Genomic DNA, 11,947 nt, shown 5'->3' on the forward strand with positions numbered 1-11,947 from the left:
CCATGAAGCGCACCGCCTGGCTGCGCACCACCAGCACCACGGCGAAATCAAAGCCAAATCGGGCGCAGCGCCCTGAAGAACATGCGCAAAGCGCTATGAAAAATGGAGCGGTTTGCGATCCTGTGAAAACTGCGGGAAAACGCTCTCCAGCGCTTATTCCATCGATGCGAGTAGCTATTAAATATGTAGCGATCAACGGCACCACCGCTGCGCGGCCGCAGGCCAAGTCGGTGGCGCACCTCAACAGCCACCTGCGCGCGATGGCGCGCGGCATGCCCTGCCTCCTGCGCGTGCAGGGCGTGTGCACTCAGGACAGCAGCACCGTCGTCTGTTGCCACAGCAACCTGGGCATCCATGGCAAGGCCGGCGCCCGCAAGGCCGACGACGAGTACAGCGTGTGGGGTTGCGCGGCATGCCACCGCTGGCTGGACCAGGGCCCAGCGCCACGGGCGCGCAAGGAATCGGCCTTCATGGCCGCCCACCTTCGCCAGGTGCTGGCTTGGCGCGCCATCGCAATGGACGGCGAATCAGCGAAGGACCGAGCCGCAGCGCAGTGGGCGCTGGCCCTGCTGAATGCGCTGCCGCATATGCCTCCAGAGCAATCAATAAAAGGCCTTGAAGCTATCAAATCAGGAGCGAATGCATGAACATCACCCTCGATCAGATCTACTCGCGATGTGAAGAGGTCGGGGACTGCTGGATATGGCAGGGCGCCACCAGCGACACCGGCTACCCGATCATGAAGCGCCATGGCGGCCCCTGCTTGCTGGTGCGCCGCGTGGTGATGCAGCTCACGAACAGGCCGCCCGCAGCAAGGCAGCCCGTCACGGCCGCCTGTGAAGACAAGCGCTGCTGCAGCCCGAAGCACCTTCGGCTGTCCACTCCGAGCAAGGTGGGGAAGCGCGCAGCGGCCAATGGAGCGTTTTCATCCCCGGCACGTGGGGCGAAGATCGCGGCTGCACGTCGGGCGGCATCTGGGGTAAAGCTCACCTTGGATCAGGCCCAAGAGATTCGGCTCAGCACAGAGTCAGGGCCCGTACTCGCCGAGCGATACAAGATCCACCGCAGCCAAGTCAACAGCATCAAGCGCGGCGAGGCCTGGAAGGACTACAGCAACCCGTTCGCGCGCCTGGGAGCCCGGCCATGAAGAAGCGCCGCCAGCCCGCTTACACCCGCCACTACACCCTGCTGCACGAGATCAGCGCCAGCCCGATCCAGCCGCTGCCTAAGGAATGGCAACGCACGCAGCTCACCAGCATGTGGGACGGTCTACGTGACATGGAGCAGCAGCCGAACCCTGACACCAGCGCTTGGCGTGTGTGCTCCGATGCGGTGAACCTTATGGAAACCCTCGTGGCCCAAGGCGAGGTGGAGGATGGGCAGGGCCTGCTCATGGACGCGATCACCGCCCTGGCCGAGGCCGGCAAGCGGCATCGCGCAGGACACCCGCTGCGTCTCTCAGGCCCGGGCATGCGGGCTGTGCGCGCTGTGCTGGAGGACTATGCAGAGGTGATCGCTGTGCTGCCAGCCCGGACCATGATCCGCTGCCATCGGCTGACCGAGAAGCGGCTGCACGAGATCCTGGCCGGCAGGCGCCTTCCCCACGACGTGGAGGTCATCGCAGCATGAGCACCATCACCTGCCCCGACTGCGCCCAAGCGCAAACCTCCAAGCACTGGGGCGGTTTCCGCGCCCACTGCACAGGCTGCACCGTCCGGGCCCTGGCCACCGGCCCTGCTTTCTGGGAATCCCGTTGCGCGTCCCAAATCACCCCCGGCTACCGTGCGGCGCTCGTGTCCGCGTTCGGGGAAGACGGTGTGCAGGCCGGCCACCAGGCTGTGAAGACCGAGTACGAGCGTAACCAGGCCATGAAATCCACCGGGAGCTGATATGTCCACCGCAGAAAAGACCACCGCCCAGATCATCTGGGATGCCATCGAGGGGCTCCACCAACAGGGCCAGGTGGCCACCCGTGAGCTGCTGTGCGAACTCACCGGTCTGAAGATGACCATCGTCGACGATCACGTCGGCCGCATGATCGAAAGCGGGCGCCTGCGCCGACTGCGCGCCGGGGTGTTTGCGCCGATCGCGGCCATGCCGGAGCCCCGGGCCGTCTCCACCACGGATATGCCTGACGGCACCGTCCTCCTGGAGATCGGAGACGTGGTCCTGCACCTGTGGCCTCGTGAATACCGGGCCTTGGCCAAGCGCCTCGTCGGGGATGCGGTCCAGTACTCGAACATCCAGGCGGGCGTTGAGGCGGGGACCTTGGCCACGGAGCTGGCAGCCGACCTTCTGGCGACCAAGCGGGAGATGTCTGCCCGGATACAAGACCTGGAGCGACAGCTCAACGCCGCCGTGCGCGGCGTGGCCCCCCAGCCGACCCCCCAGATGAGCCTGCTGCAGAGCTGACCATCCGCTACGCGGCGGAGGCCCTGGGCTTGTCCCGCGCCGGCTACGCCAAGATGGTCCTCGGCAAATCGCCCATCGAACGCCGCACCGCGCTGGCATGCGCTGCCCTGGCCGCAGGACTGGAGGAGTGGCAGAGTGGGCCAGTTGCCCAGCATCTGCTGGAGGAGCCCAAGTGAAAACCGCAGGAGATTGACAACATGACCACCAACAACGCTGAGGCTACTCCGACCTGGATGCCCCAGACGCCGGAGCAAGAGCTCGAGATGGCTCAATTGCTCGAATCCCTCATGTTTGCGGCGGTTGGCATATATGCCCACCAGCGATGGCACGACGGGCTGGAGCGCCACATGACGGGGCGAGCCGAAGGCTTTGTCATTCCTCTCTCAGATGCTGCCCTGCCGGAATAGCGGCGCCGCACTGGGCAGAAACCGGGTCTTCGGGCAGTAGCCGCTCCCCCCTCTAGGGTTCGCCAGAAGTTGCCACCTCCGCAACCATGTGGGGGCAATGGCAACCAATACCCCCGACACCCCAGCACCACACACCGCCGGCGCGGGCGGCGCAGCTGCCCCTGGGCGGCGGGCGATTGACTGGGAGGCCGTGAGCCGCGACTACCGCGCCGGGATCCTCTCCACCAGAGAGCTGGGCGCCCTGTACGGGGTGTCTCACACCGCCATCAACAAGCGCGCCAAAGCAGAAGGCTGGGAGCGCGACCTCAAGGCCCAGATCCTGGCCAAAGCCGAAGCCGAGGTTTCCAGGCGGGCGGTTTCCACCGAGGTTTCCAAAGAGCGTCAGGCGAGCGAACGGCAGGTTGTCGAGGCCAATGCAGACGCGATCGTGCGCATTCGGCTCAGCCAGCGCGCAGACATCCAGCGCAGCCGGGCCATCGTGATGCGATTGCTGGACGAGCTGGAGCAGCAGACCGGCCCAGACAACGCAGCCTTGCTTGCCGAGCTGGGAGAGGTTCTGCGCAAGGAGGATGAAAAAGGCCAGGACAAGCTGAATGACCTGTACCAGAAGGTCATCAGCCTGCCCGGCCGCGCCAAGACCATGAAGGACCTCGGCGAGTCGCTGCGGGTGCTGGTGCTGCTGGAGCGCCAGGCATTTGGCTTGGACGATCCAACCGGCGAGGATGCGGCAGCAACAACCGTCGGCCTTTCCCGGGCCATGACCGATGCGGAACGCGCCGTGCGCTTGTCCCGCCTGCTGAATGGCAACCCGGAAGCCCTGGCCGGCTTGCTGGCGGTTGTGAAGCGCGCGTCATGACGGTCGACATCACGCTGACCTCGGCCGAGATGCTGCAGATGCTGGCGCGCATGGATCCCGAAGCAAAAGCGGAGTTGGATCGCATCCTGATGTCTGCTGGGGCACCGATTTGGGTGCCGCAGGACGGGCCACAGTACAACGCCTACTACTCGGCCGCGGACATCGTCTTCTATGGCGGCGCCGCGGGCGGCGGAAAGACCGACCTGCTGCTGGGCCTGAGCCTCACAGAGCAGGAGCACTCCATTATCTTTCGGCGCGAGGCGGTGCAACTGCTGGGGATCGAAGAGCGCATGACCAAGATCCTGGGCACGCGAAAGGGCTACAACTCCCAGGATGGCATCTGGAGGCTCCCCGGCAGCAAGGCGCTGGAGCTCGGAAGCGTGAAAGAGCCTGACGACTGGATGAAGTACCAAGGGCGGCCGCACGACTTCAAAGGCTTCGACGAGATCACCCACTTCACGGAGATGCAGTTCCGCACGCTGATCGGCTGGATGCGGACTGATAACCCGGATGTGCGCCAGCGGGTGGTGGCCGCTGGGAACCCACCAACCACGGCCGAGGGCGAGTGGGTGAAACGGTACTGGGCCGCATGGCTCGATCCACAGCACCCCAACCCAGCCAAGCCGGGAGAGTTGCGCTGGTACGTAACGAACGAAAAGGGCGAGGACCAGGAAGTACCGGGCCCGCAGCCTGTCATGGTTGGCGGCGAGGCCATGAGCCCGAAGAGCCGCACATTCATCCCCTCCAGCGTCGACGACAACCTGTTCCTCACGACGACGGGCTACAAGTCCACCCTGCAGGCGCTGCCCGAGCCGCTGCGCTCCCAGATGCTGCGCGGCGACTTCAACGCTGGCGCGTCCGATCCGGCTTGGCAGGTGTTGCCGACCGAATGGGTCAAGGCGGCCATGGCTCGATGGAAACCGCGAGAGGCGAAGGGTGACATGACAGCCCTTGGCTTGGACCCCGCTCGCGGCGGCATCGACAAAACCAGTGCTGCGCGGCGCCACGGCCAATGGTTTGATGAGCTGGTCACGGCTCCTGGAGTGGTAACCAAAGACGGGCCCTGCGCTGCGGCCTTTGTGGTCCCGTTGGTGCGCAATGGCGCCTGCATCGTGGTGGACGAGATCGGCATCGGCTCCAGCGCTCTGGATTTCATTGTGGGCCTCAACCTCAATGTGATGGGCGTCAACGGCTCCGAGAGCAGCAACGCCATGACGAAGGCCGGCAATCTGCGCTTCCGCAACCGCCGGGCCGAGATGTACTGGCTTTTCCGTGAGGCCCTGGACCCAACGAACCCCGATCCCATCTCACTGCACCCCGACCAGGAGTTGCTGGCGGACCTCACGGCGGTCCGGTACAAGGTCGTGACCATGGGCAAGGTCGCTGCGATCCAGATGCGCAGCAAGGACGAGATCCGCGAAGCCTTGGGCCGCAGCCCCGACAAGGGCGACAGCGTGGCGCAGACATTCGTGCAAGGGATCCCGGAACCTGGCGCCACGCGCAACCAGTACGAAGAGCCCGACGAACCCGACTGGCGAGCATGACCATGACCATCTACACCACCCCATCCGATCAGCCTGCAGGCCAGAAGGGCGCCGACACGGGGTTGTCTCTGACAACCTTCACCCGATTCATGCTCGAAATCCAGAACCAACCGGCCTGGCGCAGCCGTGCAGACCGCGAGATGGACTATGTGGACGGGAATCAGTTGGATGCCGAGGTTTTGCAGCGCCAGAAATCGCTGGGGATGCCCCCTGCTATCGAGCCGCTGGTAGGGCCAGCAATCGAGGCTGTGCTGGGGTTGGAGGCCAAGACTCGTACGGACTGGCGCATCACCCCGGACCGCGCAGGGCAGGGCGACGATGTCGCCGCGGCCTTGAACTACAGGCTGAACCAAGCTGAGCGCAACAGCAAGGCTGACGCAGCGTGCACAGGTGCGTTTCGGCCTCAGGTCTGCGTCGGTATCGGCTGGGTGGAAGTCGCTCGTGAGACGGACCCCTTCAAGTATCCCTACCGCTGCCGGGCCGTTCATCGCAACGAGATCTACTGGGACCACCTCAGCGTCGAACCCGACATGAGCGACGCTCGCTACCTTTTACGCCGCCGGTGGACCGATGCCGAGCAGGCCATCCTGAAGTTCCCCCAGCACGCCGAGTTGCTGCGGCAAACCATGGGCCGTTGGACTGACCTGACAGCGCAGAACCTGGATGGCGGTTCTTCTACCGGCCTGGCCATGAACCTCCTGGACGAGCGCGGCTGGAGCATTGAAGAACAGCAGTGGCGTGATTGCGAAACAGGGCGGGTGTGCCTGTTCGAGATGTGGTACCGGAAGTGGGAGCAGGTCACCGTGCTCAAGGCCAAGGATGGCCGAGTGGTGGAGTACAACCGCAGGAACCCCGCGCACGACGTCCTGCTGGCCACCGGCGCCGTGCGGGCCTTCAAGGCCACGATGCCCCGCATGTACGTCTCGTTCTGGGCCGGCCCACACAAGCTGCACGACGGCAAGACGCCCTACAGCCATCACGACTTCCCCTACGTGCCCTTCTGGGGCCACCGTGAAGACCGGACGAACATTCCATTTGGCAGAGTGCGCGGCATGGTCTACCTGCAGGACAACGTCAACAGCGCCATCAGCAAAATCCGCTGGGGTCTGTCCGCGACTCGCACAGAGCGGACGAAGGGTGCTACCAAAATGAGCGATGCCCAACTGCGCCAGCAGGTGAGTCGCGTGGATGCAGACATCATCCTGGATCAGGAGCACATGGCCAAGCAAGGCGCCATGTTCAAAGTCACGCGCGACTTCCAGTTGAACGAGCAGCAATACAAGATGCTGCAGGACAGCCGGCTTGGCATCGAACGCGCCAGCGGCATCACGTCTGGCTTCATGGGGCAAGTCGGCAATGCAACGAGCGGCGTGCAGGAGCAGACCCAGGTCGAGCAGTCCACCCAGACGCTGGCCGCCCTGATGGACAACTTCAAGTTGGCCCGCACCAAGGTGGGCGAGCTGCTGCTGGCCCTGATCATCGAGGACATGCAGGAGGAGGAGTCGATTCTGATCCCCGGCAATGCCATCCGTGAAGACCGCACGGTTGTGCTTAACTCGCCTGCCCGCGACGAATTCACCGGTCTGGCATATCGCACAAACGATGTCCAGCGCACCCGACTCAAGGTCGCACTGGATGACGTGCCAAGCTCTGGCAGCTTCCGGGTCCAGCAGCTTTCCGCGCTCAGCGAGGCCTTCAAGGCGATGCCACAGAACATGCAGATCGTGGCCCTGCCGCACATGCTGGCCCTGATGGACCTGCCCGACAAGGAAGAGATCATCAAAGCGGTGCGCGAGGCCGGGCAGCAGGTGACTCCAGAGCAGATCCAGGAACGCGTCGACCAGGCTGTGCAGGCTGCACTCGCGCAGGCCAACAAGGATGAGAAGGCCCTGGAACTGGACATCAAGGCGCGCAAGGCGGAAGCCGAGATCGGCGTCCTCAATGCCAAGCGGGTGCTGACCGGGGTTCAGGCTGAGTTCAGCGCCATGCAGGGAGGCACGCAGGTGGCGCAGATGCCACAGATCGCACCAATCGCCGACGAACTGATGAAGGCGGCCGGGTACCAGGCCCCCGAGCACGGCGGCGACGATCCGAACTTCCCGGTGCCCGAGGCGGTGCCAGCCGATCCCGCCGGACTGTCAGCACTCGCTCCCGCGCCCTCAGTGCGCGAGAACACCAGCCCAGGATTCCCCCCCGTGCCGAGTGATGGAGCATCACCGTTGGAAGGGATTGAAACTGCAACGCCCGCCGACAACCTGCAGCCGATTGATTCTGCTGCCCCCCAGTAGGGTTTCTATATCCAGGCCAGACCCGGCAAAGTGCACCCCAAGCCCCCCGCTGTGAAGCGCCGGGTGAAACGGCAACCTCGTGAGAGGTCGCACCTTCCCAATGCTGGAGATTGACCGGCGCAGGCCTTCGGGCTTGCGCGGCCAGTCGAATGCAGACCTTTGGCGCCACTCCGACATGTGGCAGGGATGCAATGACGACTCAAGCAGAGTTTTTCCAAGCGCACGCCGTTGACGGCAACCTGACTGACGCACAGATGCTGCAGATGATGAATCTGCCCGCGGGCGATACCAGCGCACTGCTGGAAGGCGGCATGCCCGATGCCGCAGCACCTGAGGCCGAGGCCAAGCCGGGCGAAGCGCAAAACGCAACGAACGAAACGAAGACCGATGAAGGCGCGAAGGCGCCAGAGGCTCCTGCCGAACCCGACCCCTCCAAGGCCGTGGTGATGGCGAAGGATGGTGTCCACACCATCCCCTACGAGCGACTGGAGCAGGCGCGCCAAGGCGAGCAGCACTGGAAGGCACAGGCGACTGCAGCGCAGCAACAGCTGGCGGCCCTCCAGGCCGAAGCTGAGCAGCGTGCAGAGGCAGGCAAGGCCCCGACCAAGCAAGACCAAGCGGTCGCTACGGCGGCGGCAGTGATCGAGCGAGGTGTGGACCCGACCATCTTCGGCGACTTCACCGAAGCGTCCATTGCCAAGGGGCTGAAAGCGCTGGTGGACCAAACGGCTCCAACGCTGCGTGAGCAGCTTAAGGCCGAGTTGCTGAATGAAGTGCGAGCCGAGCTGAAGGCAGAACTTGCACCCATCCAGCAGCGCCATGCGAAGACCGCGACCGATGCGCACCTCGGTGCGATCTATGCGGCTCACCCTGATGCCGACTCCCTTGTCGAAAGCAAGGAGCTCCACGAGTGGATCGAAGCGCAACCCGCGTTTGCCCGCAAAGCGTATCGCGATGTGTTGAGCCTGGAGCCAGGCGTTGGAGGCACGGCCGAGCAGGTCATCGAATTCTTCAACACGTTCAAAGCGGCTACGGGAAAGACCAGCCAGCAACCCGCGGTGGCTTCGGCTGCCGTGGCAGACGCGGCGAAAGCTGCACTTGCCAAGGCCAAGACGCCTGTGCCCTCCAGTCTGTCGGAAATACCGGCGGGTTCCAAGGCGCATCACGACGAGGCAGAGGCACTGATGGAAATGAGTGACAGCAACGCGCTGAAAAGCTTCATGGGCAAAAGTCCTGAGCAGATCCGCGCGCTGTTGGACAGGACTCTTTGAGGCCTGTAGTTTTGAAAACGGCATCGCTGTGAAGCGACGCCCCATCCCCTTTCGAAGGAGTCAGCAATGGGTACCAACATCCCCTACGGCTCGCCGCTTGCCAACAAGCTGCAGAGCGCCGGTCTCTTCGCTGCAAACACGCAGCGCAATACGACCATCAACCGCTTGACGGGCAAATTCCCGCAACAAGCCGAAACCGAGTCCACCATCCGCCAGCAGACCAGCACCAGCATGCCCATCGTGCGTTGCATGGACCTGCAGAAGATGGCCGGCGACGAAGTCCTCTTCGACTTCATCAACCACATGGGTGGCAAGCCGATCATGGGGTCGCGCAATGCCGAGGGCTACGGGAAACCGATGTCGTTCGCTCAGGATCGGCTGCGCATCAACCAGGCACGCTACCCGATCAGTGCCGGCGATACCATGACTCAGCAGCGCACTCCTCACGAGCTGCGCAAGTTGGGTCGCACGCTGGGCGAGGCCTACATGAACCGCCTCCAGGATCAGCTGTCGCTGGTGCATATGGCGGGTGCCCGGGGCTTCCACAACAACGTGGAATGGGCCGTGCCACTTGCCAACGATCCCGATTTCGCGGAAATCCTGGTGAACCCGGTTCGCGCCCCATCCAAGAACCGCCACCTGATGAGCACGGGGTCCGGCCTGGAACGTGTTGCCGCTTCGGGCAACGAAATCAGCCTGGCCACGACCGACGTGTTCAACGCTGACTTGGTGGATGCGTTGCGCGCCACCCTGGACACGATGCCCCTGCCGCCTCCCGCGGTGGAATTCGATGGCGACAAGCTGGCCGCCGACTCACCACTGCGGGTGCTGCTGTGCTCGGCGGACCAGTTCAACGGGTTCACCCAGTCGCCCGGATACCGCACCTACCTGGCCAACGCCATCGCACGCGGTCAGCAGATGGGCAACCACCCGCTCTTCACGGGCGGCGATACCGCGCTCTGGCAGAACATCCTGCTGGTGAAAATGCCGAAGCCGATTCGCTTCTACGCCGGCCAGCCCATCAACTGGTGCCAGTCGTACACGTCGGACGTGGAGACCACCACCGACCTGGTCCCGGCTGCGTTCGGCACAACCCACGCGGTGGATCGCGCCATTTTGCTGGGCGGCCAGGCATTGGCAGAGGCCTGGGGGAAGCATCGCAAAACCGGCAATCCATTCTTCTGGAGCGAAAAGGAACTGGACCACGACGACAAGCTCGAGCTGCTGGTGGGCGCCATCAATGGCCGCTCGAAGGTGCGTTTCGAAGTCGATCACGGCAGCGAAAAGCAGATCACCGATCACGGCATCATGGCCATCGATACGGCGGTCAAGCTGGGCGTTGCTGGCTGACGGGGCTGGGCTGGTGCAATCCGGCCCGCTTCGCATCTCACTCACTCAGGAGAACTCACATGGCCACCATCACGAAAGACACTCTCGGCACGCACAAGCTGCCGACAACCGCCCCCTACGGCACTGCATCCACGCTGCACTACTCGCTGGCCACTGCCGCGAACGGCTCGGTCGTGGGGGGCAGCTCTACCGCCGCCGTCGCCTCTGGTGATGTCGTGCGTGTCGGCATCTTGCCTGCAGGCATGCGCCTGAACGACTCGCTCACCGCCGTCTCCATTGGTTGGACCGCCACGGTGACCGGAAAGCTGGGCTTCGCCTACGTGGACGGCGTCGACGTCGCAGCTGTTCCACAAGATGACGACTATTTCAACTCCAGCCTGGCCCTGGCCACAGCCGGGCGCTACCCGGCGAACAACGTCGCAGTCCGGCCCGTGGTGCTGCCAAAAGATGCGTATCTCATCGTGACCACGGGCACGGCTGCAAACGCCAAGGCATCGCAGACGGACTTTCTGGTCAGTGTGACGCACGTCGGCGTCGCCTGATCGATCGCTGATTCAACAGGGGCTCCGGCCCCTGTGCTCTTTTTGGAGACCCCAATGGCAAAAAGCAAGGAAGCACCTGCGCCAGCAGCGCAGCCATTAGCCCCACCACCAGAGGCACCTGTTCGTCAGGATGACCAGGCGCAGGGTGAAAGTCCAATTGCGGATACCGCGGCCCCAGCACCTGCGCCAGCAGCTCAGCCAGTGCCAGCGGGTTTCCTTCCGGTTGAATACACCGGCCGCCGCGCCCCACACACCGACGGCCTGTACGGTACGCGCATCGAGTGGGACGCTCCCGGTGCTGTGCGCCTTGTCCCGGCAGACGTGGCCCGCAAGATGGTGACCATCAACAGGGACGTCTATTGCGAGGCCAACTACAGCGGGGAGGCAGTTCCAGCGCCACAGGCGCCGCCACCGGTGCAGGACATCGCCCGCCAGGAGTTGGACATGGTGATCCAGACGATGGACAAGGATGCGCTGGAGGGCTACGCCAAGACCAACTTCGGCCAGAATCTGGACAAGCGCCGCAGCGTGGAAGCCCTTCGTCAAGAAGTTACGCGCCTGGTGGACCAGTTCGGCGCACCCTCGCCATGAACCTCGAGCAACTGCTCTGCCAATTCCGTGTGGATGCTCTGGACACGGAAGAACCCCATCTTTTCAAGGACGAATGGGTTGTGGGCTGGCTTTCGGAGGCGGTGACAGAAGCTGCCATCCGTGGCCGGTTGATTCTCGAGGCAGCAGACCCTCGGGTCTGCCAGGTCCTGGTGGAAGCCGGGGTAGCCGTATATCCCCTGCACCCATCTCTGTACGAACTGGTGGACCTTCGGTTCAAGGCAAACGGTGCAATGCGCTCTGAGCGTGTGCACCTCAAGACCCGCGAAGAACTGAGCCGCATTTGCCCGGACTGGCGGGATCGGCAGGACCGTACGCAATTCGCCATTCAGGATGACACCCGCATTCAACTGGTCAGCCCACCGCGGGAGGCGGGCGTGCTGTTCATCGAGGGCTACCGCATACCGCTCAAGCCTTTGGTGAACGACTGCGATAAACCGGAGATCAATGGGGCCCACCACCATCTCTTGGTGCATTGGGCGCTTCATCGTGCCTTTGGCATGCCCGACTCGGACGCCTTCGACCCTGGCCGCGCCGCCTCGGCCGAACAGGCGTTCACAGCCTACTTCGGCCCGCGGCCAGACTCCGATCTGCGAAGGTCGACGCGGCACGACGAGACCCAGACCAACAAGGTCTTTTGGCCCTGAGCCGGCCCCCCGATAGGGTTT

Annotated in this window: 15 protein-coding genes; all 15 read left to right on the forward strand. The window is 63.9% G+C overall.

The window, feature by feature from the left end:
• Positions 1-2 precede the first annotated feature (2 nt).
• The 15 genes from AVTE2539_RS17805 (at position 3) to AVTE2539_RS17875 (ending at position 11,926) form a co-directional block, all read left to right on the forward strand.
• Positions 3-647, forward strand: coding sequence for a nuclease domain-containing protein (locus AVTE2539_RS17805; RefSeq protein WP_284412597.1), 645 nt, complete (start codon positions 3-5; stop codon positions 645-647).
• Positions 644-1,147, forward strand: a complete 504-nt coding sequence (locus AVTE2539_RS17810) for a hypothetical protein (protein ID WP_284412599.1) — start codon at positions 644-646, stop codon at positions 1,145-1,147. The genes AVTE2539_RS17805 and AVTE2539_RS17810 overlap by 4 nt, the downstream gene beginning before the upstream one ends.
• The gene (locus AVTE2539_RS17815; protein ID WP_284412601.1) at positions 1,144-1,629 is read left to right on the forward strand and encodes a hypothetical protein; all 486 of its coding nucleotides are present in this window, start codon (positions 1,144-1,146) and stop codon (positions 1,627-1,629) included. The genes AVTE2539_RS17810 and AVTE2539_RS17815 overlap by 4 nt, the downstream gene beginning before the upstream one ends.
• A complete protein-coding gene (locus AVTE2539_RS17820; RefSeq protein WP_284412603.1) occupies positions 1,626-1,889 on the forward strand; it encodes a hypothetical protein in 264 nt (87 codons plus the stop codon). The genes AVTE2539_RS17815 and AVTE2539_RS17820 overlap by 4 nt, the downstream gene beginning before the upstream one ends.
• A 1-nt stretch (position 1,890) precedes the next feature.
• Positions 1,891-2,412: a hypothetical protein gene (locus tag AVTE2539_RS17825; protein WP_284412605.1), complete on the forward strand. Its 522-nt coding sequence runs from the start codon at positions 1,891-1,893 to the stop codon at positions 2,410-2,412.
• 29 nt (positions 2,413-2,441) lie between these two features.
• Positions 2,442-2,588 (forward strand): hypothetical protein, encoded by a 147-nt coding sequence (locus AVTE2539_RS17830; protein WP_284412607.1) that lies wholly within the window; start codon positions 2,442-2,444, stop codon positions 2,586-2,588.
• A gap of 21 nt (positions 2,589-2,609) precedes the next feature.
• Positions 2,610-2,819 (forward strand): hypothetical protein, encoded by a 210-nt coding sequence (locus tag AVTE2539_RS17835; RefSeq protein ID WP_284412609.1) that lies wholly within the window; start codon positions 2,610-2,612, stop codon positions 2,817-2,819.
• A gap of 190 nt (positions 2,820-3,009) precedes the next feature.
• Positions 3,010-3,675, forward strand: a complete 666-nt coding sequence (locus tag AVTE2539_RS17840) for a hypothetical protein (protein WP_284412611.1) — start codon at positions 3,010-3,012, stop codon at positions 3,673-3,675.
• On the forward strand, positions 3,672-5,219 hold the full coding sequence (locus tag AVTE2539_RS17845) for a terminase (RefSeq protein ID WP_284412613.1): 1,548 nt from the start codon (positions 3,672-3,674) through the stop codon (positions 5,217-5,219). Before AVTE2539_RS17840 ends, AVTE2539_RS17845 begins: the two co-directional genes overlap by 4 nt.
• Before the next feature lie 2 nt (positions 5,220-5,221).
• Positions 5,222-7,507: a portal protein gene (locus AVTE2539_RS17850; protein WP_284412615.1), complete on the forward strand. Its 2,286-nt coding sequence runs from the start codon at positions 5,222-5,224 to the stop codon at positions 7,505-7,507.
• Between the two features lie 191 nt (positions 7,508-7,698).
• A complete protein-coding gene (locus tag AVTE2539_RS17855) occupies positions 7,699-8,778 on the forward strand; it encodes a hypothetical protein (RefSeq protein ID WP_284412617.1) in 1,080 nt (359 codons plus the stop codon).
• 66 nt (positions 8,779-8,844) lie between these two features.
• Positions 8,845-10,128 carry a phage capsid family protein gene (locus AVTE2539_RS17860; protein ID WP_284412619.1) on the forward strand — a complete coding sequence of 428 codons (1,284 nt, stop codon included), beginning with the start codon at positions 8,845-8,847 and terminating at the stop codon, positions 10,126-10,128.
• A gap of 59 nt (positions 10,129-10,187) precedes the next feature.
• On the forward strand, positions 10,188-10,670 hold the full coding sequence (locus AVTE2539_RS17865; protein WP_284412621.1) for a hypothetical protein: 483 nt from the start codon (positions 10,188-10,190) through the stop codon (positions 10,668-10,670).
• 201 nt (positions 10,671-10,871) lie between these two features.
• The gene (locus AVTE2539_RS17870; RefSeq protein ID WP_284412623.1) at positions 10,872-11,261 is read left to right on the forward strand and encodes a hypothetical protein; all 390 of its coding nucleotides are present in this window, start codon (positions 10,872-10,874) and stop codon (positions 11,259-11,261) included.
• On the forward strand, positions 11,258-11,926 hold the full coding sequence (locus AVTE2539_RS17875) for a phage adaptor protein (protein ID WP_284412625.1): 669 nt from the start codon (positions 11,258-11,260) through the stop codon (positions 11,924-11,926). The genes AVTE2539_RS17870 and AVTE2539_RS17875 overlap by 4 nt, the downstream gene beginning before the upstream one ends.
• The last annotated feature ends 21 nt before the right edge of the window (positions 11,927-11,947 follow it).

The sequence above is a fragment of the Acidovorax sp. SUPP2539 genome, assembly GCF_030158975.1.
In the GTDB taxonomy this organism is placed as follows: domain Bacteria; phylum Pseudomonadota; class Gammaproteobacteria; order Burkholderiales; family Burkholderiaceae_C; genus Paracidovorax.